18 protein-coding genes and 1 pseudogene are annotated in these 22,727 nt (G+C 73.6%); 14 read left to right on the plus strand and 5 right to left on the minus strand.

Annotated features, from left to right (window positions below; all coding sequences use genetic code 11):
- Positions 1-129 precede the first annotated feature (129 nt).
- Together argH and AXW62_RS16795 are read left to right on the plus strand one after the other, a co-directional pair.
- The gene (argH, locus tag AXW62_RS16790) at positions 130-1,560 is read left to right on the plus strand and encodes an argininosuccinate lyase (protein ID WP_030826904.1); all 1,431 of its coding nucleotides are present in this window, start codon (positions 130-132) and stop codon (positions 1,558-1,560) included.
- A 22-nt stretch (positions 1,561-1,582) separates the two neighbouring features.
- The gene (locus tag AXW62_RS16795; RefSeq protein ID WP_060945244.1) at positions 1,583-2,575 is read left to right on the plus strand and encodes an aldo/keto reductase; all 993 of its coding nucleotides are present in this window, start codon (positions 1,583-1,585) and stop codon (positions 2,573-2,575) included.
- 783 nt (positions 2,576-3,358) lie between these two features.
- On the opposite strand, the gene AXW62_RS16800 is transcribed toward AXW62_RS16795, so the two are convergent.
- Positions 3,359-4,186 carry an alpha/beta fold hydrolase gene (locus AXW62_RS16800; protein ID WP_060945245.1) on the minus strand — a complete coding sequence of 276 codons (828 nt, stop codon included), beginning with the start codon at positions 4,184-4,186 and terminating at the stop codon, positions 3,359-3,361.
- Between the two features lie 177 nt (positions 4,187-4,363).
- Positions 4,364-5,038, minus strand: a complete 675-nt coding sequence (locus AXW62_RS16805) for a lysophospholipid acyltransferase family protein (protein ID WP_030826896.1) — start codon at positions 5,036-5,038, stop codon at positions 4,364-4,366.
- 261 nt (positions 5,039-5,299) lie between these two features.
- Here AXW62_RS16805 and AXW62_RS16810 point away from each other — a divergent pair, with 261 nt between their 5' ends.
- The 3 genes from AXW62_RS16810 to AXW62_RS16820 all read left to right on the plus strand — a co-directional run bounded on the left by AXW62_RS16810 (position 5,300) and on the right by AXW62_RS16820 (position 7,772).
- On the plus strand, positions 5,300-6,463 hold the full coding sequence (locus AXW62_RS16810) for a glycerophosphodiester phosphodiesterase (protein WP_060945246.1): 1,164 nt from the start codon (positions 5,300-5,302) through the stop codon (positions 6,461-6,463).
- A gap of 157 nt (positions 6,464-6,620) precedes the next feature.
- The gene (locus tag AXW62_RS16815) at positions 6,621-7,142 is read left to right on the plus strand and encodes a sigma-70 RNA polymerase sigma factor region 4 domain-containing protein (protein WP_030826889.1); all 522 of its coding nucleotides are present in this window, start codon (positions 6,621-6,623) and stop codon (positions 7,140-7,142) included.
- 120 nt (positions 7,143-7,262) lie between these two features.
- Positions 7,263-7,772 (plus strand): GNAT family N-acetyltransferase, encoded by a 510-nt coding sequence (locus AXW62_RS16820; RefSeq protein WP_060945247.1) that lies wholly within the window; start codon positions 7,263-7,265, stop codon positions 7,770-7,772.
- A 38-nt stretch (positions 7,773-7,810) separates the two neighbouring features.
- On the opposite strand, the gene AXW62_RS16825 is transcribed toward AXW62_RS16820, so the two are convergent.
- Both AXW62_RS16825 and AXW62_RS16830 read right to left on the minus strand, forming a co-directional pair.
- Positions 7,811-8,191: a hypothetical protein gene (locus tag AXW62_RS16825; protein WP_102885124.1), complete on the minus strand. Its 381-nt coding sequence runs from the start codon at positions 8,189-8,191 to the stop codon at positions 7,811-7,813.
- A gap of 97 nt (positions 8,192-8,288) precedes the next feature.
- The gene (locus AXW62_RS16830) at positions 8,289-8,657 is read right to left on the minus strand and encodes a hypothetical protein (protein ID WP_060945248.1); all 369 of its coding nucleotides are present in this window, start codon (positions 8,655-8,657) and stop codon (positions 8,289-8,291) included.
- 148 nt (positions 8,658-8,805) lie between these two features.
- Between AXW62_RS16830 and AXW62_RS16835 the strand changes: the two genes are divergently transcribed.
- The 9 genes from AXW62_RS16835 to AXW62_RS16875 all read left to right on the plus strand — a co-directional run bounded on the left by AXW62_RS16835 (position 8,806) and on the right by AXW62_RS16875 (position 22,431).
- A complete protein-coding gene (locus AXW62_RS16835) occupies positions 8,806-9,453 on the plus strand; it encodes an HAD-IA family hydrolase (RefSeq protein WP_030826877.1) in 648 nt (215 codons plus the stop codon).
- Between the two features lie 402 nt (positions 9,454-9,855).
- Complete coding sequence (locus tag AXW62_RS16840; RefSeq protein ID WP_060945260.1) at positions 9,856-10,911, plus strand: methionine ABC transporter ATP-binding protein; 1,056 nt, start codon at positions 9,856-9,858, stop codon at positions 10,909-10,911.
- The gene (locus AXW62_RS16845) at positions 10,908-11,699 is read left to right on the plus strand and encodes a methionine ABC transporter permease (protein ID WP_030826872.1); all 792 of its coding nucleotides are present in this window, start codon (positions 10,908-10,910) and stop codon (positions 11,697-11,699) included. Before AXW62_RS16840 ends, AXW62_RS16845 begins: the two co-directional genes overlap by 4 nt.
- 87 nt (positions 11,700-11,786) lie before the next feature.
- Positions 11,787-12,608, plus strand: coding sequence for a MetQ/NlpA family ABC transporter substrate-binding protein (locus tag AXW62_RS16850; protein ID WP_060945249.1), 822 nt, complete (start codon positions 11,787-11,789; stop codon positions 12,606-12,608).
- Between the two features lie 267 nt (positions 12,609-12,875).
- Positions 12,876-13,523: a GNAT family N-acetyltransferase gene (locus AXW62_RS16855; protein ID WP_060945250.1), complete on the plus strand. Its 648-nt coding sequence runs from the start codon at positions 12,876-12,878 to the stop codon at positions 13,521-13,523.
- 320 nt (positions 13,524-13,843) lie between these two features.
- Complete coding sequence (cbiE, locus tag AXW62_RS16860) at positions 13,844-15,097, plus strand: precorrin-6y C5,15-methyltransferase (decarboxylating) subunit CbiE (RefSeq protein WP_060945251.1); 1,254 nt, start codon at positions 13,844-13,846, stop codon at positions 15,095-15,097.
- A gap of 269 nt (positions 15,098-15,366) precedes the next feature.
- The gene (gene cobT, locus AXW62_RS16865; protein WP_063817597.1) at positions 15,367-20,214 is read left to right on the plus strand and encodes a nicotinate-nucleotide--dimethylbenzimidazole phosphoribosyltransferase; all 4,848 of its coding nucleotides are present in this window, start codon (positions 15,367-15,369) and stop codon (positions 20,212-20,214) included.
- Between the two features lie 107 nt (positions 20,215-20,321).
- Entirely contained in the window at positions 20,322-21,542 is a 1,221-nt protein-coding gene (gene cobA / locus AXW62_RS16870) for a uroporphyrinogen-III C-methyltransferase (protein WP_060945252.1), read from the plus strand.
- Positions 21,543-21,612: 70 nt separating this feature from the next.
- Complete coding sequence (locus tag AXW62_RS16875; RefSeq protein ID WP_060945253.1) at positions 21,613-22,431, plus strand: TrmH family RNA methyltransferase; 819 nt, start codon at positions 21,613-21,615, stop codon at positions 22,429-22,431.
- Between the two features lie 52 nt (positions 22,432-22,483).
- On the opposite strand, the pseudogene AXW62_RS16880 reads toward AXW62_RS16875, so the two are convergent.
- Positions 22,484-22,727: pseudogene (locus AXW62_RS16880) on the minus strand (serine/threonine protein kinase); the annotation flags it as partial.

Here is a 22,727-nt window from a genome sequence, read left to right on the forward strand (position 1 = left end):
CGGGCCGGAAGGCGGTCGCACACCGACAGCACCACACCCACAGCACCACCGCACACGGCACCACCGCCACACCACCACACCCGAGCACCACTCGCACAGCATCACCCCACAGCCGACAGGAGCAACAGCGTGAGCAACGGCAACAGCGGCGACGTCCGGCTCTGGGGCGGCCGCTTCGCCGACGGGCCGTCCGAGGCACTGGAGAAGCTCAGCGCCTCCGTGCACTTCGACTGGCGCCTGGCGCCGTACGACATCGCCGGATCCCGCGCCCACGCCCGGGTGCTGCACTCGGCGGGGCTGCTCACCGCCGATGAGCTGGAGCGGATGCTGGCGGGGCTGGACCGGCTGGAGGCCGATGTCGCCTCCGGCGACTTCACCGGCACCATCGCCGACGAGGACGTGCACACCGCCCTGGAGCGCGGTCTGCTGGAGCGGCTGGGCCCGGACCTCGGCGGCAAGCTGCGGGCCGGACGGTCCCGCAACGACCAGATCGCCACCCTCTTCCGGATGTACCTGCGCGACCACGCCCGGATCATCGGCGGGCTGATCGCCGACCTCCAGCAGGCCCTGGTGGGGCTCGCCGAGGCGCACCCGGACGTCGCGATGCCCGGCCGTACGCACCTTCAGCACGCCCAGCCGGTGCTCTTCGCGCACCACGTCCTCGCCCACGTCCAGGCGCTGTCGCGGGACGCGGAGCGGTTGCGGCAGTGGGACGAGCGCACCGCCGTCTCGCCGTACGGCTCGGGCGCGCTGGCCGGGTCCTCGCTGGGGCTCGACCCGCAGGCGGTCGCGGCCGACCTCGGTTTCGAGCGGGGCTCGTCCGCCAACTCGCTCGACGGCACGGCCTCCCGTGACTTCGTCGCCGAATTCGCCTTCATCACCGCGATGATCGGCGTCGATCTGTCCCGGATCGCCGAGGAGATCATCATCTGGAACACGAAGGAGTTCTCCTTCGTGACGCTCCACGACGCCTTCTCCACCGGCTCGTCGATCATGCCGCAGAAGAAGAACCCGGACATCGCGGAGCTCGCCCGCGGCAAGTCCGGCCGGCTGATCGGCAACCTCACCGGACTGCTGGCCACGCTCAAGGCCCTTCCGCTCGCCTACAACCGCGATCTCCAGGAGGACAAGGAGCCGGTCTTCGACTCCTGCGACCAGCTGGAGGTCCTGCTCCCGGCCTTCACCGGGATGATGGCCACGCTGACCGTCAACCGCGAGCGGATGGAGGAGCTGGCCCCGGCCGGGTTCTCGCTGGCCACCGACATCGCCGAATGGCTGGTGCGGCAGGGCGTGCCGTTCCGGGTGGCGCACGAGGTCGCGGGCGAGTGCGTCAAGGAGTGCGAGCGGACGGGCATCGAGCTCGACCAGCTCACCGACGAGCAGTTCGCCAAGATCTCCCCGCATCTGACGCCCGAGGTCCGCTCCGTGCTCGACGTGCCGGGCGCGCTGGCCGCGCGCAGCGGCCGCGGCGGCACCGCCCCCGTGGCGGTGCGGGCCCAGCTCGCGGAGGTCAAGGAGGACCTGGCTGCTCAGTACGAGTGGGCCAACGCCAAGCGCTGAAGGGAGAGGTGGGGACGGCGCCATGGGTTTCGGACGTCTCGCGGAGATCGCGGCTTCTGAGGCGGGGACGGCCCGGATCGGGCTCGGCCTGGCCGCGGTCGGCCGTCCCGCCTACATCAACCTGGGCCGGGACCGGGACCTCCCGGCCGAGCGCCCGGTCGAGGTGATGCGGCGGCGCAGCCATGAGCTGCTGGACGCCGCGTACGCCGCCGGGGTGCGCTATCTGGACGCGGCGCGCTCCTACGGCCGGGCCGAGGAGTTCCTCGCCGACTGGCTGCGCGACCGCCCGGACGCCGCGCGGCACGTGGTGGTGGGCTCCAAATGGGGCTACACCTATGTGGCCGACTGGCGTACGGACGCCGAGACCCATGAGGTCAAGGACCACGGCGTCGAGACCTTCGAACGGCAGCGCGGGCTGACCGACGCGCTGCTCGGCGACCGGCTGGACCTGTACCAGATCCACTCGGTGACGCCCGAGAGCCCGGCCCTCACCGACCGCGAGCTGCACACGCGGCTGGCGGCGCTGGCCGCCGAGGGCGTGACGGTCGGCGTCTCCACCAGCGGCCCGCGCCAGGCCGAGGCGATCCGCGCCGCGCTGGCCGTGGAGGTCGACGGCCGGCCGCTGTTCCGCACCGTCCAGTCCACCTACAACCTGCTGGAGCCGTCGGCCGGGGCGGCGCTGGCCGAGGCCCATGAGGCGGGCCGGGCGGTCATCGTCAAGGAGGCCGTGGCCAACGGCCGGCTCACCGAGGCCGCCGCCGAGCGGCTGCCGGAGCCCCTCCGCCGGGTGGCCGAGGAGACGGGGGCCACGCCCGACGCCGTCGCCCTCGCCGCGGTCCTGCACCGCCCGTGGGTGACCGTCGTCCTCTCCGGCGCGGCCACGACGGCCCAGCTGCGCTCCAATCTGGCCGCCGTCGGCCTTGGCCTGGACGAACGTCGACTGGCCGGGCTGGAGCGGCTGGCGGAACCCGCCGAAGACTACTGGCGCCACCGCTCCCAGCTGCCCTGGGCCTGACCCCCGCCGGTCCGCCGGTTCCGCCCGCGCGTGCCGGTTCCGACGATGCCGGCCGTCCGCTGGTGCGCCAGGTTCCGGCGACGCCTGCCGGTCCGCCGGTCTCGCCCGTGCGTGCCGGTTCCGCCCGTGCGTGCCGGTTCCGGCGATGTCTGTCGTCTGCTGGTCTCGTTCGCGCTGCTGGTTCCGGCGATGCCTGCCGTCTGCCGGTCTCGCCCGCGCGTGCCGGTTTCGCCCGCGCCTGCCGGGTCCGCCGACGCCTGCCGGTCCGCCGGTCCCGTCCCGCGCCCGCCGGTTCCGGCGATGCCTGCTCTCGTTCGGGTCTGCTAGTTCCGGCGATGCCTGCCGTCTGCTGCTCTCGTTCGCGCCTGCCGGTCCGCTGGTCTCGCCCGCGCGTGCCGGTTCCGTCCGCGCCCGCTGGTTCCGCCGACGCCTGCCGTCCGTCGGTCCCGCCCGCGTCTGCTGGGCTCGTTCGCCCCGTCCATGCCTCTGCCGGATCTGCCGGGTCTGTCCATGCTTACTGGGCCCGTTGGCCCCGCCCTACACCCGCCACGCCCGTCAGCCCCGGCCACGCCCGCCACGGCTCGCCCACGCCCGCCGGGTCCGGTTCCGTCCCCACACCGGTCGGCGCTCGGTTTCGGTTGTGCGGCGGCCCGCCGGGCGGGCGGGGCGAGCCCACGCGGCGCCCTGGCTGATCGGCGCCGTCCGCCCCGCCGGACGGGCATGGGAACGTCCCGAGGACGTACGGACGTACGGGAGAAGGGGAGGCGCGGGGCTGGAGCCGGGCTAGAGCGCGTTCAGGAACGAGCGGACCGCGCGGGCGTACTCCCGCGGCGCGTCGTCGTGGATCCAGTGACCGCACCCGGCGAATTCGCGGAGCCTGGTGTTGGGGCGGCGGTCGGCCATCTCATGGGCGTGGCCCGGCGGCAGCAGCGGGCTGTGCTCGCCGCGCATCAGCAGTGCGGGGCAGGAGGAGCCCAGCCAGTCGTCCCAGAAGTCACCGCACATGGCCTGCTGCGACGCCATCATGTGGCTGGGCTCGAACAGTAGCCGCCAGCCGCCCGTTTGGGGGTCAGGCTCGGCGCTGTCGAGGAAGTACGAGGCGTCCGGGATGCCCCGGGACTCGATGGCCGCCCGCAGCTTCTCCCGGTCCACGGCCCAGGTCGGCCAGTTGGAGACGTCGAGCACCGGGTGGCTGACCACCGGACGGTCCGTCACCGCGCCGATGTCCTCGACGACGAGCGCGCTCACCAGATCCGGATGGCGGGCGGCGAGGGCGTACCCGCCGACCGCGCCGGTGGAGTGGGCGACGACCGGGACCGGGCCCAGCCGCAGCTCCCGCAGCAGCGCGGCGGCGTCGGCCACGTACTCGTCCAGGGTGAAGGGGCCACCGCCGCCGGTCAGCCCGTGCCCCCGCTGGTCGAGGGCTATCACCCGCCATTCGGGGGCGAGGGCGGCGGCCAGGGGCGCGTACATCCTGCCCCGGCCGAAGTGGCCGTGCAGGGCCAGGACCGGGGCGCCCGGTCCGCCGAAGTCGGTCAGGGCGAACCGCCGACCGCGCAGGGTGACGAAGTCGGGGGAGGGCACGGTCTTCGTGGTCACCCGCCGCACCATAGCGGCCGACTCCGATGGTGGCCACCGTAGCGGAATCTGATCTTCCGCTGAGTTGCCGATCCGCGGTCGTCTCCCGCGGCACCGCCTCGCCGGGCCCGCCCTGGCCCGCCGGGCCAGGGCGGGCCGCCCGGACACCCGACCGCGGCGGCCCGGACCGCCGCACCGCAAGAGCGTCCGTCAGGCGGCCGACTTCGCCTTCGTGGCGTAGATGTCCACGTACTCCTGCCCGGACAGCCGCATGACCTCGCTCATCACCTCGTCGGTCACGGCCCGCAGCACATAGCGGTCGCGGTCCATGCCCTCGTAGCGGGTGAACTCCAGCGGCTCGCCGAAGCGGACCGCCACCCGGCCCGGCCGCGGCAGCCCCTTGCCGCCCGGCTGGATCCGGTCGGTCCCGATCATCGCGAACGGCACCACGGGCGCGCCGGTCATCAGCGCCAGGCGGGCGATACCGGTGCGGCCGCGGTAGAGGCGGCCGTCGGGGGAGCGGGTGCCCTCGGGGTAGATGCCGAAGACCTTGCCCTCCTCCAGCACCCGGCGCCCCGTCATCAGCGCCGCGACGCCGCCGCGTCCGCCGTCCCGGTCCACCGGGATCATGCCGACGCCGGTGAAGAACCAGGCCATCAGCCGGCCCTTGAAGCCCTTGCCCGTGACGTACTCGTCCTTGCCGATGAAGAAGACCTGACGGTCACAGACCAGCGGCAGGATCATCGAGTCGATGAAGGTCAGATGGTTCCCGGCGAGGATCACCGGGCCCGAGCCCGGAATGCCCTCGGCCCCCTCGACCCGTGGGCGGAACATCAGGCGCATCAGCGGACCGAGTACTGCCTTCAGAAACGCGAATCGGGACACGGGCCCTCCGGTCGGGGTCAAGGTCTGGGGCGCGTCGCCGCGGGGTCCGTCAACCGCGTACCGCACAGCAGCGCCGATGAGGACGATACTCGCCGGTTGCGCTCCGGCGCACACCAGGTTCACCCACCTGATACGCGGTGTTGACGCACGTTCCCCCCGCGTTTCGGCCGACGTCTCCCGCAGGAAAGCCGACCACGCCTACCATCAGCCCGTCCTGTGACCGGATTTGACAGGTGTTGAACACCACATCAAGGAGTGCTCATGGAGCGGGAGCAACAGCCCGGGCGGCGCGCCCTCCTGGGGGCCGCGGCCCTCGGCGCGGGAGCGATGGCGCTGGGCGGTGCGGGCACGGCGGCGGCCGCGGGCACGGAGGCGGCGCCGGGCGCGGCCTCGGGGGCGTCCGGCCGGAGCCGTGAGCTGCCGGTGCCCACCGTCATCGGCCACCGGGGCGCCAGCGGCTACCGGCCCGAGCACACCCTCGGCTCGTACCAGCTCGCCCTGGACATGGGCGCGGACATCATCGAACAGGACCTGGTCCCCACCAAGGACGGCCACCTGGTCTGCCGCCACGAGAACGACATCACGGCCACCACGGACGTCGCCTCGCACCCGGAGTTCGCCGACCGCAAGACCACCAAGACGGTCGACGGCACCAAGCTCACCGGCTGGTTCACCGAGGACTTCACCCTCGCCGAGCTGAAGACGCTGCGCGCCAAGGAGCGCATCCCGGGCACCCGCCAGCACAACACCCTCTACGACGGCCGCTGGGAGGTGCCCACGTTCGAGGAGGTGCTCCAGTGGGCCGACCGCGAGGGCCGCAGGCGCGGCCGCCGCGTCTGGCTGTACGTGGAGACCAAGCACCCCACCTACTTCCGCAAGCTCGGGCTCGGCCTCGAGGAGCCGCTGGCCAAGCTGCTGCGCCGGTACGGCCGCCACACGAAGGACGCGGCGCTGTTCCTCCAGTCCTTCGAGCCGGGCAGCATCCAGCGGCTGCGCAGGCTGGTCGGCACCCCGGCGGTCGTGCTGCTGTCCACCCTCGACAGCAGGCCCTGGGACTTCGTCGAGGCGGGCGACCCGCGTACGGTGCGGGACCTGGTCACGCCGGAGGGGCTCGCGTGGATCGCGGGCTACGCCGAAGGCATCGGTCCGGATCTGTCGGTCATCATCCCCCGGACCTCCGACGGCAAGCTGGGCACGCCGACCGGAGTGGTGAAGGACGCCCACGCGGCGGGGCTGGTCCTGCACCCGTACACGGTGCGCAACGAGAACAGCTTCCTCCCGGCCGACTACCGCCGCGGTACCGACCCGAACGCCTACGGTGACGCTTTCGGAGTGTTCAAGGCATACTTCGCGACCGGAATTGACGGAATCTTCTCCGACAACCCGGACACCGCGCTTCTCGCGGCGGCGGACTTCCGTAAGTAACGCGCACCATCCGCGGGGAGCGGCCACACCAGGCGGCGGGGGCGCGAAGGGCGGCGGGGGCGCGCGGGCGTCAAGGCGCGGCCCCGCCGCCTCCCCGGTCGGGTGAGAGAAGCGTCACCCGGCAACCATCCCCCGACCGGGCCTCGTCCCGCCCGGCATGGACCTTGTGAAGCAGCTCGGCCCGCTGCTCGCCGCCGAGGCGGCGGCCGAGGCGTACGGCGTCGGCGTCGAACCCGCCGAACTCGAACAGGCCGTCTGGTTACGGCTGCTGGAACGCACCCGCGACACCGGACCGCCGCCCCACCCCGCCCGCTGGCTGCGCTGCGCCGTACGGGCCGAGGTGCGCGGGGCCAGGCGCCGGGCGCGCCGCGAGGTGCCGTACGACCCGGTGTCCGGCGGCCCGCCCAGCGGTCCCGAGTCCCACCCTGCCGAACACGCCGTGCTGGCCGCGGAGGCCCGCCGGACGCTGCGTGCGGCGGTGCGCCGGCTGCCCGGCCGCTGCCCCGCGCTGCTCGCGGCGATGCTCTCCCGGTCCGATCCCACGTACCGCGAGATCGCCGGGCAGTTGGGAATGTCACAGGGGAGTCTGGGGCCGGTTCGTTCCCGATGTCTGGGTTGCCTGCGCAGAATGCTCACGGCGGAGGTTGCGGCTCCTGAACCGTGGGGAAAGGAGCGGTAGACAACCGGCGCCTCGGAGGCGGATGCCGACCACGCGGCGCCTCCACCCAGGCCATGAACCCCGGTCGCACTCCTACCCTCAACGCGACCGGGGAACCAAGAAAAGGGGAGGCATGCGCACATGGGCATGAGCGTGACCATCTCCGCGGCGACCGCGGACGACGCCGAGCAGATCCTGAAGCTGCAGTATCTGTGCTACCAGGGCGAGGCGGAGCTCTACGGGGACTACACGATCGAACCGCTGACGCAGTCGCTCGACGACCTGCGCGCCGAACTGAGCGAGGGCTGCGTGCTCGTCGCCCGGCTCGGCGAGGAGGTCGTCGGTTCCGTCCGCGGGGTCGTCGACGACAAGGGGACCGCCGCCATTGCCAAGCTGATCGTCCACCCGCGGATGCAGCGGCACGGCCTGGGCGGCCGGCTGCTCGCCGCGATCGAGGAGCGGCTGGCCGAGGAGCGGGCCGCCAAGCGGTACCGCCTGTTCACCGGCCACCGCAGCGAGGGCAATCTACGGCTGTACCGCCGTTACGGCTACGCCCAGGTGGGCACCGAGGAGGTCAACCGCCGGCTGAGCCTGGTCACCCTGGAGAAGGACGCCACCGCCACCGCCACCGCGTACGCCACCAGCGCCTAGACCGCGGCCTGACGCACACCGGCCGGCGCGGTGAGCGGTCAGTCCCGGCGGGCCCTGCGCAGCCACAGCAGACCCGTGACCGGCAGGAAGACCGGGATGAACAGATAGCCCATCCCGTAGTCGGACCACACCGTCTGGTCGGGGAAGGCCGAGGGGTCGGCAAGGGTCCAGGTGCCCACCGCCAGCACCCCCAGCAACTCCGCCGCGCAGCACACGAGCGCCGCCTTGCGCGCCCCCTCGCCGCCGCGCACCAGCGAGACCGTGATGAACGCGTACACCACGGCGGAGACCGCCGAGAGGATGTAGGCGAGCGGGGCCTCGTGGTACTGGGCGATCAGCTGGTAGACCGAGCGGGACGCGGCGGCCACGGTGAACACCCCGTAGAGCATCACCAGCAGCCGCCCGGGGCCCTGGCCCAGCCCGGTGCGCGCCGTCGCCGCCGGCTCCGTCCCGCCGGCTGCGGGGTTCCCGCCCGCCGGGTTTGATGTGTTTCCGGCCACCGGCGCCTCCCGGGATTCAGCCACCGATCCCTCCCCAGATGTCGTACAGCCGCACCTCGAGCACGGCCAGCACCACGGCCGCCGCGGAGACCGTCGCCGAACCCCAGCGGGTCCGCTCCGCGAGCGACATGAACGCCGCGATCGGCACCGCGAGCGCCGACCCGATGAGATACGCCACGAAGATCGCCACACCCTGCTGGGGGTCGGCGCCGCCCGCCAGCCGCACCACCCCTATGACCAGTTGCACGATCGCCAGCACGGCCACCACGGCCATGCCGATGAAGTGCCAGTCCTTGGTCGGCTGGTCCCGGTAGGCGGCGAAACCGCACCACGCGGCGAGGACGAGGGCGGCCACACCGAGGGCGACCGTCAGCGCGTCGATCAACGGGACCTCCGCGCGGCGCGGCGGCGCACCCGACGGCGGCGCACACAGGGAGTGACAAGCATGGGACGAGGGTAATCGGCCCGGCCGGGCGGGCCGCGCCCGGCCCCGGGGCCCGGGAGCGTCCCCGCCCCGACGTACGCTGCGGCTCATGAAGATCTCCGCTGCCGCGCTGTTGTTCGACAACGACGGAACCCTCGTCTCGTCCCTGGACTCGGTCTTGCGCTGCTGGACCCGCTGGGCCGAGGAGTGCGGGATCGCGCCGGAGGACTTCGCCCGGGTCGAGCTGCACGGCCGCCCGGCCGACGACATCATCGCCGAGCTGCTCCCCGCCGACCGCGCCCCGCGGGCCCGGGCGCGCATCGACGAGCTGGAACTGGAGGACGTACCGGGCGGGGTGAAGCTGCTCCCCGGCACCGCCGAACTGCTGGCGGGGCTGCCCGCCGGGCGCTGGGCCGTGGTGACCTCCGCGGGCCGCGAACTGGCCGAGGCCCGCCTGGCCGAGGTGGGGATCCGTCCGGGGACGCTGATCAGCGCCGATGACATCACCCGCGGCAAGCCCGACCCCGAGCCCTTCCTGCTGGCCGCCGAACGGCTGGGAGTGGACCCGGCACGCTGTGTGGTCTTCGAGGACGCCCCGGCCGGGCTCGCGGCGGGCCGCGCGGCCGGGATGCGGACCGTGGCGTTGGCCACAACCGCCGACCGGAGCGAACTGGTGGCCGACCTCGTGGTCGAGGATCTGTCGGCCGTGTCCGCACAGGTCGTCGACGGGGGCGTGGAGATCACCGCACGGGTCTGAGCCGGCCCCCGGCGCCCCCTCCGACCGTCCAGGAGCCGGTCACCGATGTCCGCTATGCGGAATGCCTGAGAGGTCCGTACCGGTGTCTGCTTTACTTGCGGCCATGACCACGACGAGCTGCCGCACCCCTGCGACCGAGGCGATCCCCGCGCCCGGTGCTCGTTGTCGGTGTCGAATGTGTGACCGCTGAGGGCCCCTGCCTGCGCCTCGCGCCCCGAAGCGAGACCCGCTGAGCCGGACCCGCGCGCCCCCCGGCGCCGGACCGAGCCGCCCCGCGTCACCGGAACCCGGAACCGCGCCACGCGGCGCGTACGCCCTCGGGTCCGCCCTGCCGCGTTCCGCAATGAACGAGCCGTGTCCGGCGGCACCAACCGCCGCGCACTCAACAGTGACGGAAACCCTGTGATCACCACCACGGACCTGACCAAGGTCTACCGCTCACGAGGCCGCGAGGTCACCGCCCTCGACGGCGTCGATCTGCATGTCCGCGAGGGAGAGGTGTACGGCGTCGTCGGCCAGAGCGGCGCCGGGAAGTCCACCCTCATCCGCTGCGTCAACCTCCTGGAGCGCCCCACCTCCGGCACGGTCAGCGTGGCCGGTCAGGACCTCACCGCGCTCGCCGGGCGGGGACAGGGGGCGGGCTCCGCGCTGCGCCGGGCGCGCACCGGCATCGGCATGGTGTTCCAGCACTTCAACCTGCTCTCCTCGCGCACCGTGCGGGACAACGTCGAGCTGCCCCTGGAGATCCTCGGCGTCTCGGGCAAGGAGCGCACCCGCAAGGCCCTGGAGCTGCTGGAGCTGGTGGGCCTCGGTGACAAGGCGAAGGCGTACCCGGCGCAGCTGTCCGGCGGCCAGAAGCAGCGCGTCGGCATCGCCCGCGCCCTGGCCGGCGACCCCAAGGTGCTGCTGTCGGACGAGGCGACCTCCGCGCTGGACCCCGAGACCACCCGCTCCATCCTCCAGCTGCTGCGCGACCTCAACGAACAGCTGGGCCTGACCGTGCTGCTCATCACGCACGAGATGGACGTCGTCAAGACCATCTGCGACTCGGCCGCGCTGATGCGCGACGGGCGGATCGTGGAGTCCGGCAAGGTCACCGAGCTGCTGGCCACGCCCGGTTCGGAGCTGGCCCAGGAGCTGTTCCCGGTCGGCGGGGTGGCCTCCGGCGAGGACCGCACGGTGGTGGACCTCACCTTCCAGGGCGAGGCGGCCACCAAGCCGGTCATCTCCCGGCTCTCCCGTACGTACAACATCGACATCTCGATCCTGGGCGCCGCGATGGAAACCGTCGGCGGCCACCAGGTCGGCCGGATGCGGATCGAACTGCCCGGCCGGTTCGAGGAGAACGTCGTCCCCATCGGCTTCCTGCGGGAGCAGGGCCTGCAGGTCGATGTGGCGGCCGTCGCCGACGGCCCGCGGGCGAACCCGACCCCGCTGCTCAAGGAGGGCGCCAAGTGACCTGGTCCGATATGGAGCCCCTGCTGGAGCAGGCGTGTTGGGACACCCTCTACATGGTCGGCTGGTCGGCGCTGATCGCCGTCGTCGGCGGACTGCCGCTCGGTGTGCTGCTGGTCCTCACCGACCGGGGCGGAGTGCTGCAGAACGTCGTGGTGAACAAGGTCATCGGGCAGATCGTCAACATCGCGCGTTCGATGCCGTTCATCATCCTGATGGTCGCCCTGATCTCCTTCACCCGCCTGATCGTGGGGACCACCATCGGCCCCGAGGCCGCGATCGTGCCCCTGGCGATCGGAGCCATCCCCTTCTACGCCCGGCTCGTGGAGACCTCGGTGCGCGAGGTGGACGGCGGGCTGGTGGAGGCCGTGCAGTCGATGGGCGGCTCCACCTGGACCATCGTCCGCAAGGTGCTGCTGCCCGAGTCGCTGCCCGCGCTGATCTCCAGCGCGACCACCACGATCGTCGCGCTCATCGGCTACTCCGCGATGGCCGGCACGGTCGGCGCCGGTGGCCTGGGCGACCTGGCGGTCCGCTACGGCTACCAGCGGTTCGAGACCGAGCTGATGTGGATCACCGTCGCCATCCTCGCGGTGGTCATCTCCGTCATCCAGTTCGTGGGCGACCTCGCCGCCCGCGGCCTGTCGCACCGCGGCCGCTCCTCGGTCGCCCCGCGGCTGGTGCTGCTGCGCGGCCGCGCGCCCCGCGCCGGGGAGCCCGCCGCGGCCCCGGCGGCGCGGGAGACCGGGCCCGCCGAGATCGAGTCCGTGGAGCCCACCAAGGTCCCCTGAGCCCCCACCCGTCCCCGTACCGGCCCGCCCGGACCCCGCATGTGCACCCGCGGCGGATCCGTGCGCCCCTGAAGAAAGGCACTTTTCGTGCGTAACACCACCAAGACCGTCACCACCGTCCTCGCCGCCGGGGCCCTGGCCCTGGGCCTCACCGCCTGCGGCGCCGGCTCCTCGGGCGACAAGAACGGCGTGCTGGTCGTCGCCGCGAGCCCGGTCCCGCACGCGGAGATACTCAACTACGTCAAGGACCACCTGGCCGCCAAGGAGGGCCTCAAGCTCGAGGTCAAGGAGTTCACCGACTACAACACGCCGAACCTCTCCACCCAGGACGGCTCGGTCGACGCCAACTACTTCCAGAACCAGCCGTTCCTCGACGACTTCAACAAGAAGAAGGGCACCGACATCGTGCCCGTCGTCACCGTGCACCTCGAGCCGCTGGGCCTCTACTCGCACAAGGTGAAGAAGGCCGACGAGCTGAAGAAGGGCGCCACCGTGGCCGTCCCGAGCGACACGGTCAACGAGGCCCGCGCGCTGAAGCTGCTGGAGGCAGGCGGCGTCATCAAGCTCAAGAGCGGTGTCGGCAACGAGGCAACCCCTAAGGACATCGCCGACAACCCCAAGGGCCTGAAGTTCAAGGAACTGGAGGCCGCGCAGCTGCCGCGCTCGCTCGACGACGTGGACGCCGCGGTCATCAACGGCAACTACGCCATCGAGGCGGATCTCAAGCCCGCCAAGGACGCCATCCTCCTCGAATCGGCCAAGAACAACCCGTACGCCAACTTCCTGGCCGTGAAGAAGGGCAACGAGGACGACCCGCGTGTGAAGAAGCTCGCCAAGCTCCTCACCTCGCCCCAGGTGAAGAAGTTCATCAAGGACAAGTACCAGGGCTCCGTACTGGCGTCCTTCTGATCCGCGGCACACCGCGGCACTCCGGGGGCACACCGCGAACGCCGCGGCACACCGAGGGCGCACCGCGAACGCCGCGAACACCGCGACGTCCAGCGCAACAATTACGCCAACATTCCCGCCCGCCGGCGGATCCCCGAGGCTCCGCATTCGGACCACAACCGGATGCGGAGCCTTCCGATTCACCCCCCGCGCTGCATTTAACCTGCGCGATGCTGCATGCTGGGCCTCTCTACGGCCCTGAAACGACCCCCGGTTACGGAGCGGCGCATGACATCCACTTTCCCGGACATCTCCATCAGCACGGAACGGCTGGTGCTGCGCCCGTTCGAGGAAGCGGACATACCCGCGCTCGCGGACATGATGAACGACGAACTCGTCATCGCGTGGACCAGAGCGCCCCACCCGTACAGCCTCGGCGACGCCAGAGACCAGGCGCTGCGGCTCGCCCCGGCGGAACGCACCACCGGCCGCGGAATCGTCTTCGCGGTCGCCGAATTCCTCACCCAGCGGCTGGTCGGACTCGTGCACCTGCGCAATACCGACTGGCGGCTGCTGGCCACCGAGGTCAGCTACATCACCGCCCCCTGGGCGCGCGGTGAGGGCTATGCCTCGGAGTCGGTGCTGGCCGTGGCCCGCTGGCTGTTCCAGGACCAGAAGTTCGAGCGCCTGGAGCTGCGCACCGCCGCCGGCAACACCGCCTCCCAGCAGGTCGCCCAGAAGATCGGCTGTATCAGCGAGGGCGTGCTGCGCAACGCCTGGATAGCCCGCACCCAGACGGAGGACGGCGGCTGGACCGATATGCGCACCGACCTCATCGTCTGGAGCCTGCTCGCCGAGGACCTCGACGGCGCCCCCGACCGGATCTCCGGGCCCGAGGGGTTCGGCGTCTACCCCGCCTACTCCGACTGGGCCTGACGCGCCCGCACTCCGGCCGGAGCCGGCGACCCCGATGGATCCCCGCGGCGTCGCGACGCGCATGCCCGCCCTCCGCGCCCCCGGCGCACCACCCCCGCGCCCGCCCCCGCTCCAGCGGTCCGGACCAGCCGGGGTACTCTCTCCACGCGCTGAGCACCCGCGTCTCGGCCCGCACCGTCAGACCGCGGCCCGCGCATCCGCGGCACACCGGCCGTGACCCGCCCGTGACTCCACACGGGCACACCCCGCGACGCACCCGCGCCCGAGCCGCGACGCACCCGACAGACCCGACCCACCACACATAGGGGAGAACGACGACGATGGCCGACCGCGTCACGGTGATCGGTTGGGACGGCACCCCGCTCACGGACGCGGCCCGCTCCGCCCTCGGCGCGGCCACCCTCGTGGCCGGCGCCGCCCACCACCTGGCGCTGCCCGAAGTCCCGCCCGGCGCCGAACGGATCCGGCTCGGCAGCGTGGACCTCGCGGCCCGCAGGATCGCCCAGCACCGCGGCTCCGCCGTGGTCCTGGCCGACGGCGACCCCGGCTTCTTCGGGGTCGTCCGCGCCCTGCGCGCGCCCGAGCACGGACTCGAGGTGGAGGTCGTCCCCGCCGTCTCCTCCGTCGCCGCCGCCTTCGCCCGCGCCGGGATGCCCTGGGACGACGCCCAGGTCGTCGTCGCCCACAGCCGCGACCTGCGCCGCGCGGTCAACGTCTGCCGCGCCCACACCAAGGTCGCCGTCCTCACCTCGCCCGGCGCCGGCCCCGCCGAACTCGCGCTGCTCCTCGGCCCGGTGCACCGCACCTTCGTCATCTGCGAGGCCCTGGGCACCGACCGCGAGCGGGTCACCGTACTGACCTCGGACAAGGTCGCCGACCACGCCTGGCGCGACCCCAACGTGGTCATCGTCATCGGCGGTTCCGGCGCCACCCCCGCCCCCGGCGGCCCGCCGGCCGGTGCCGCCCGCGGCGCGCTCCACAGCGGCGGCTGGATCGCCGGACGCGACCCCGGCTACCCGGGCGCCGTCCGCGGCTGGGCGCTGCCCGGCCCGGCGTACGGCACCGTGCTGGGCGAGAGCGAGTCCCCGCAGCTGCGCGCCGTCCAACTCGCCCGCCTCGGCCCCCGCCCCGGCGACCTCGTCTGGGACATCGGCGCGGGCAGCGGCGCGGCCGCCGTCGAGGCGGCCGGGTTCGGCGCCGCCGTCATCGCCGTCGACCGGGACGCGGACGCCTGTGAGCGCACCGCCACCCTCGCCCGCCGCTTCGCCGTACAGCTCCAGGTCGTCCCCGGCGTCGCCCCCGAGGTGCTGGAGGACCTGCCGGAGCCGGATGTGGTGCGGATCGGCGGCGGAGGCGCGTCCGTGGTGGCCGCGTGTGCCGCACGCCGCCCCGAGCGCATCGTCACCCACGCCGCGACCCGTGACGAGGCGGAGGCCGTCGGCGCGGCGCTGGAGGACGGCGGCTACGCCGTCGAATGCGTCCTGTTGCAGTCCGTCGAGTTGGACACCCGGGGCTGGACCGAACGCGAGCGCGCGGTCGCCTTCATGCTCTGCGGTCACCGCCCGCACCAGTGATTTTGTCCTTGTGACGTTCGCCCCGATGACCTGCTCGGGGCGGCGCGCGGGGTAGGCTGGCAGATCGTTGTACTGCCTGTACCGCTGCCCGGCGTTCGGTGCTTTATTGGCCAAAGGCCGGAATGTGCCCCTCCCTTGGCGGGGTCGCGGTAGGCAAGCCTGGGGCGTGTCTACGTGCCGCGCACGGCGCATGCTCGTTCTTGCTCAGGGGGGCTTGCTCTCGGCGGTAGGCGGTTGGAAGGAGCACTAGCGATGGGCGAGGGGTACGCATGACCGACACCGGCCAGGTCCCGGGAGAGGGACTGCCGGAGAACGCAGGCGGACGACTCGGACACCCGCACCCGGCGGATGTCCACGCCCCGCCTGCCGACGCCGGTTACATCGAGCAGCCGCAGCCCGGTGCGGCTCCCGGCGCCGCCTACACCTTCCTCGACGGGCCCGAACACGGCGGCGAGGAGGACGACCTGCTGCTGATGCCGGGCGCCCAGGGCGCCTGGAGCGAACAGCAGGCCCAGTACCAGACCGGGGTGTACGAGGCGGGTGTGCTCGACCCGGCCGCCGCCCCGTACGCCGACGCCCAGATGCCCGAACCACAGCCCGTGGTGGAACAGCCCGTACCGCAGCCGGCCCCCGCGCCCGCCCCCGCCGCGTACGCGGCGCCGGCCACGCCTACCCGCCGGCCGCTGCACATGGGCCCGCCGGTGCCCGACCCCTCCAACGGCGTGGTGCGTTCGCTCGCCGACCGGGGCCCGGCGGCGGGCCGGCACGCCGCGCCGGTACGGCAGCCCGAGCCCCAGCCGCAGGCCGCGCCCGAACCGCAGCCGCAGGCACCGGAACAGCGGCCCGAGCCCGAGTACGGGGCGGGGCCCCAGCACGGCGTACCGGCGCCGGGGCAGACAGGGGCGGCCGGGCAGCAGTTCGCCGGGGCGGAGCAGTACGCGGGGACGGAGCAGTACGCCGGGGCGGAGCAGTACGCGGGGGCGGAGCAGCAGTTCATGGCCCCCGAACAGTTCGCCGGGCCCGAGCAGTCCGTCATGCCCGACCAGTCCGTGCTGCCGGAACAGTCCGTCATGCCCGAGCAGCCGCTGTCGGTCGACTACTCCACCGCGCCCCAGTACGCGGCCGGGCCGCAGTACTTCACCCCGCAGCCCGACGACCCGAGCAGACTCCCGGGACCGCAGCTCGCGGATCTCCCGCAGATCGTCGACGCCCCGCAGCCGGGGGACGCCTGGGACTCCGCGCCGCCGGTTCAGCAGGCCGATTCCGCTCCGGGGCCGGCGCCTGCTTCCGCTCCGGCGCCCGCGCCCGTGCCCGCTCCGGCGCCCGCTTCCGCTTCCGCAGAAACGGTCGGTCTGGTGGAGGAGCCGCAGGCCGCGGAGGCGCCCGAAGCGGAGCCCGCTCCTCAGCAGTTCGCCCAGCCCGAGGCGGTGGCGCCGGGGGCGCAGCCCGTCGCGATGGACCAGGGGTATGTGGACCCCGTGGCGGCGGAGTCGCACCAGATGGGCGCGACCATCCCGGCCCAGGCCGGGGCGCCGGACGGGGAGCCCGCCCCGCAGGGCGCCGTGGCCGAGGAACAGGTCATCGACATTCCGGCCCAGGCCCAGGCAGAGCCGGTCACCGGACAGCAGGAGGCCCGGCCCGCCGCCCCGGCCGGGGAGACCGCACCGGAGATCCCGGCGCAGGTGCCCCACGAGCCGGTCGCGGAGCCGACGCCACAGGAGCGGGCCGCTGCCGCGGAACCGGCCGGACCGGCCGAGGCGGTGGAGGAGCCGGTCGTGGCGGTGGAGGAGCCTGTCGCGGCCGAGGAACCGCAAGCTCCCGCCGCCGGGGCCCCCGTTGAGGAGGCTGCTCGACAACTTCCCGAGCAGCCCGCCGCATCGGCGGAGCAGCCCGCCGTGGTCCCGGGCCACTCGATAGTGGCCGACGAGACGCCCCAGTCCGAGGAGGCCGCAGCCGAGGCGCCGCAGCAGGCGGCGCCCGAAGCGGAGGCGGCACCGGAGGCCGGTGCTGTGGCGACGGCGGAGGAGGCTGCTCAGGGGCAGGCTGCTGCCGAGGTGTCGCGGCAGGAGGCAGCGGCTGAGCCGGAGTCCGGGCAGACCGTCGCTGAGGGGGAGGCGCCCGAGGCTGTGGCCGAGGCGGGGCCCCCGGAGGGACCGACCGCCGAGGCCGGGGCGGTGGATGCTCAGGCCGCCGGGTCCGCTGGGTCGGCTGGTGACGAGGCTTCCGAAGCTGGGGCGGAGGCGCCCGAGACCGCTGAGGCGGCGCCCGCCGAGCCGGGCTCGGAGGCCGCGGCTGAAGCGGGGGCCGGTGCTGTGGCGACGGCGGAGGAGGCTGCTCAGGGGCAGGCTGCTGCCGAGGTGTCGCAGCAGGAGGCAGCGGCTGAGCCGGAGACCGAGCCGAGTGCCGTTGAGGGGGAGGCGCCCGAGGCTGTGGCCGAGGCGGGGCCCTTGGAGGGGCAGGCTGCCGGGGCCGAGGGCGAGGCCGGGTCCGGGAGCTCCGAGGCCGGGGCGGTGGATGCTCAGGCCGCCGGGTCCGCTGGTGACGAGGCTTCCGAGGCCCGGGTGGAGACGCCCGAGACCGCTGAGGCGGCGCCCGCCGAGCCGGGTCCGGAGGCCGCGGCTGAAGCGGAGGCGGCGCCGGAGGCCGGTGCCGAAGCCACCACGCCGGCGGAGCCGGCGGCTCCAGACGCACAGGCGCAGCCCACCGAGCCGGAGCCGGCCACGGCACCCCAAGGCGAAGGCGAGGCCACCGACCCCCAGCCCACCGAGCCCCAGCCCAACGAGGCCGCAGCCAACGAGCCCGAGGCCGCCAACCCCCAAGCCACCCACCCCGAGCCCACCGAACCCGGCTCCGAGGTCACGGGCCAGGAAGCCACGGCGCCCCAGACCGAGAACCTGGCAGCGGCCGGGGCCGATGCCGACGCCCCGGAGGCCGCCGAGCCAGGGACCGCCGCGCCCGAGCCCGTGGCCGCCGAGCCCGAGGCCGGGACCGCCGAACCGGAGACCCCGGGGCCGGGGCCGGAAGCGGCCGGGGCCGACGCCGGAGCCCCGGAGGCCGCCGAGCCCGCAGCCACCGGCCCCGAGGCCGAGGCGCCCACCCCCGAAGGGGACGCCGCCTCCCAAGGCGACGCCGCCCCCGACAGCGACGCCGCCTCCGAAGGCGCCGCCGCCCCCGACAGCGGCGCCCCCTCCCAAGGCGACGCCGCTTCCGAAGCGGACACCACCTCCAACGGCGCCTCCGAAGCGGACGCCACCTCCGACGGCGACACCACCCCCGAAGCGGACGCCACCCCCACGCCGGACGCCGCCCCCGCGCCGGATGCCGCATCCGAAGCCGAGTCGGCCTCCGCTCCGGCCCCCGCACCGGCCGCAGCCCCCGTCGGCCCGCGTGCCGAGGGGTACGACGAGGCCGAGCGCGCCGCCGTCCACCGCGTGATGCGCGAGCGCCGGGACATCCGCAACGGCTTCCGGTCGGACCCCATCCCGCACGAGGTCCTGCTGCGCGTTCTCGAGGCCGCGCACACCGCGCCCAGCGTGGGGCACTCCCAGCCGTGGGACTTCGTCGTCATCCGCTCGGCGGAGACCCGGCGCGCCATGCATGAACTGGCCATGCGCCAGCGGGACGCGTACGCCAAGTCGCTTCCCAAGGGCCGGGCCAAGCAGTTCAAGGAACTGAAGATCGAGGCGATCCTCGAGACCCCGGTGAACATCGTCGTCACCGCCGACCCCACGCGCGGCGGCCGCCACACCCTCGGTCGGCACACCCAGCCGCAGATGGCGCCGTACTCCTCCGCGCTCGCGGTGGAGAACCTCTGGCTCGCCGCCCGCGCCGAGGGGCTCGGGGTCGGCTGGGTCAGCTTCTTCGACGAGCGCGAGATGGTGCGTGAGCTCGGGCTGCCCGAGCACCTGGAGGTCGTGGCGTATCTGTGCGTCGGATACGTCGACGAGTTCCCGGAGGAGCCGGAGCTGATGAAGGCCGGGTGGTCCAAGCGCCGCCCGCTGTCCTGGGTCGTCCACGAGGAGACGTACGGCCGCCGCACGCTCCCCGGCGGGGACCCGCACAACCTGCTCCAGGAGACCCTCCGGGGCATCCGCCCGCTGGACGCCAAGGCGCTCGGCGAGGCGTGGGAGCGGCAGAAGCGGATGACCAAGCCGTCCGGTGCGCTCGGCATGCTGGAGATCATCTCCGCCCAGTTGAGCGGACTCTCCCGGCAGTGCCCGCCGCCGATCCCGGAGCCGGCGGCCGTCGCGGTCTTCGCGGGCGACCACGGGGTGCACGCCCAGGGCGTCACCGCCTGGCCGCAGGAGGTCACCGGCCAGATGGTGGCCAATTTCCTGGGCGGCGGGGCGGTCTGCAACGCCTTCGCCGGTCAGGTGGGCGCCGAGGTGTGCGTCGTGGACGTCGGAGTGGCGAGCGATCTGCCCAGCACCCCCGGTCTGCTGCCGCGCAAGGTGCGGGCGGGCACCGGGGACTTCACCGTCGGCCCCGCGCTCACCCGCGAGGAGGTGCTGCGCGCCATCGAGGTGGGCATCGAGACCGCTCGCGATCTGGTGGCCGCCGGGAACAAGGCGCTGCTCACCGGGGAGATGGGGATCGCCAACACCACCGTGTCGGCCGCCCTGGTCGCCGTCTACACCGGCGTCGACCCGGCCGAGGTGACCGGGCGTGGCACGGGCATCAACGACGAGATGCACGCGCGCAAGATCGATGTCGTACGGCGCGGTCTCGAACTGCACCAGCCCGATCCGGCCGACCCGATCGGCGTCCTGTCGGCGTTCGGCGGCCTGGAGCACGCCGCGATCGCCGGACTGCTGCTGGGCGGCGCCTCGCTGCGCACGCCGGTGATCCTGGACGGGGTGAGCGCGGGCGCCGCGGCGCTGGTGGCGCGGGCCATCGCGCCCGAGGTGCTGGCGGCCTGCATCGCGGGCCACCGCAGCGCCGAGCCGGGCCATGTGGCGGCCCTGAACAAGCTGGGTCTGCGCCCCCTGGTCGATCTGGACCTGCGGCTCGGCGAGGGCACCGGCGCGCTGCTCGCCCTCCCGGTGGTGCAGAGTGCCGCGCGGGCGATGCACGAGGTGGCCACGTTCGACGCCGCGGGGGTCACGGAGAAGAACTGACGCACGCCCCCGCCGCGTAGGGTGTCGGCGGGGGTCAGGCCCCACCACCGATCAGCCGCTCCAGTGCCGCAGCGGCAGCGCATTCGCACGAGGAGAGCCGCACCGCCATGTCCGAACACTTCGCATACCCCGTCGGACTGCGCCTTTCCGGGCGGCGCGTCGTCGTCCTCGGGGCGGGCCAGGTCGCCCAGCGCCGGCTGCCCGCGCTGATAGCGGCGGGTGCGGACATCCTGCTGATCTCCCCGTCCGCCACGGCCTCCGTCGAGGCGATGGCCGAGGCGGGCGAGGTGCGCTGGGAGCGCCGCCGGTACCGGGACGGCGACTTCGAGGGCGCCTGGTACGTCCTGATCACCACGGACGACCCGGAGGCCAACGCCGCCGCGTCCGCCGAGGCCGAGGCGCGCCGCATCTGGTGCGTCCGCAGCGACGACGCCGAGGCCGCCTCCGCCTGGACCCCGGCCACCGGGCGCAGCGAGGGCGTCACCGTCGCCGTGCTCACCGGAGAGGACCCGCGCCGCTCCGCCGCCGTCCGGGACGCCGTGGTGGAGGGGCTGCGTGACGGCACCCTCGCCGCGCCCCGCCACCGTGCCCGCGGACCCCATGTGGCGCTGGTGGGCGGTGGGCCGGGCGATCCGGACCTGATCACCGTGCGCGGCCGCCGCCTCCTCGCCGAGGCGGACGTGGTGGTGGCCGACCGCCTCGGCCCGCGCGATCTGCTCGACGAGCTCCCGCCGCATGTCGAGGTGATCGACGCGGCGAAGATCCCGTACGGCCGTTTCATGGCCCAGGAGGCGATCAACAACGCGCTGATCGAGCACGCCAAGGCGGGCAAGTCGGTGGTGCGCCTCAAGGGCGGCGACCCCTTCGTCTTCGGGCGCGGCATGGAGGAGGCGGAGGCGCTCGCCGCGGCCGGTATCCCGTGCACCGTCGTCCCCGGCATCTCCAGCTCCATCAGTGTCCCGGGCGCGGCCGGGATCCCGGTGACCCACCGGGGTGTCGCCCATGAGTTCACGGTGGTCAGCGGCCATGTCGCCCCCGACGACCCCAGCTCCCTGGTGGACTGGGCGGCGCTGGCCAGGCTGCGCGGCACGCTGGTGCTGCTCATGGCCGTCGAGAAGATCGGCGCCATCGCCGCGACCCTCGTGGCGCACGGCCGCGCCGCCGACACCCCGGTCGCCGTCGTCCAGGAGGGCACCACTCCGGGTCAGCGCCGGGTGGACGCGACGCTCGCCACCGTGGGGGAGAGGGCCGCCGCCGAGGGCATACGGCCCCCGGCGGTCGTGGTGATCGGCGACGTCGTCGCCCTCTCGTCCCGTGACCACGGGTAACGTAACCGTCGGTAACATCATCGTGCCGGGCTCATTGGCACCGCATCCAGGACAAGGCAGTATCACTTCCGTGGCTGATCTCATCACCGTCGACGATCCGGACGACCCGCGGCTGCGCGACTACACGGGTCTGACCGATGTGGAGCTGCGGCGCAAGCGGGAGCCGGCCGAGGGCCTGTTCATCGCCGAGGGCGAGAAGGTGATCCGGCGGGCCCGCCTCGCCGGTTACGAGATGCGTTCGATGCTGCTGTCGTCCAAGTGGGTCGATGTGATGCGGGACGTCATCGAGGACGTCCCCGCCCCCGTCTACGCCGTCAGCCCCGAACTGGCCGAACGGGTGACGGGCTACCACGTCCACCGCGGCGCCCTCGCCTCCATGCAGCGCAAGCCGCTGCCGGACGCGGCGTCCATCCTGCGGGACGCGCGGCGCGTGGCCGTCATGGAGTCGGTCAACGACCACACCAACACCGGCGCGATCTTCCGCAGCGCGGCGGCCCTCGGCATGGACGCCGTGCTCCTCTCGCCGGACTGCGCCGACCCCCTCTACCGGCGCTCGGTCAAGGTCTCCATGGGCGCCGTCTTCTCCGTTCCGTACGCCCGTCTGGAGAGCTGGCCGCGCGGTCTGGAGGCGGTCCGGGACACCGGTTTCAAGATCCTCGCGCTGACCCCCGACGAGAAGGCCACCCCCATCGACGACGCGGCCCCGCACCGCCTGGAGCGGGTCGCGCTGATGCTGGGCGCGGAGGGCGACGGGCTGTCCACCCAGGCGCTGATGGCCGCGGACGAGTGGGTCCGCATCCCCATGGCCCACGGCGTGGACTCGCTCAACGTGGGCGCGGCGGCGGCGGTCGCCTTCTACGCGGTCACCTCGGGCCGGCCGGGGACCTGACCCGGCCCGGTCGGGCAGGCCCGGACGCCTCCCCGGCCGGGATTTCCGGCACCTACCGACCGTCCGGCCCGCCCTCCGCCGGCCGCGGCGCCGCCGCAGCCGAGACCGACGACCCCGTGGGGCCGGGCGCGCCGCCCAGGCCGTTCGCCGGGCCCTGACAGCCCTGCGCCGCCGCGATCCCCAGCGCCACCAGCAGCGTCACCACGACGAACACGGTCAGCCGCTGCCGCAGCAGCCGGCGGTCCGGGCCGCCGGGACGGCGTCCGTTGGGTGAGGTGCGAACGGTGTGCACGGGG

The sequence above is a fragment of the Streptomyces hygroscopicus subsp. hygroscopicus genome, assembly GCF_001553455.1.
In the GTDB taxonomy this organism is placed as follows: Bacteria; Actinomycetota; Actinomycetes; order Streptomycetales; family Streptomycetaceae; genus Streptomyces; species Streptomyces hygroscopicus.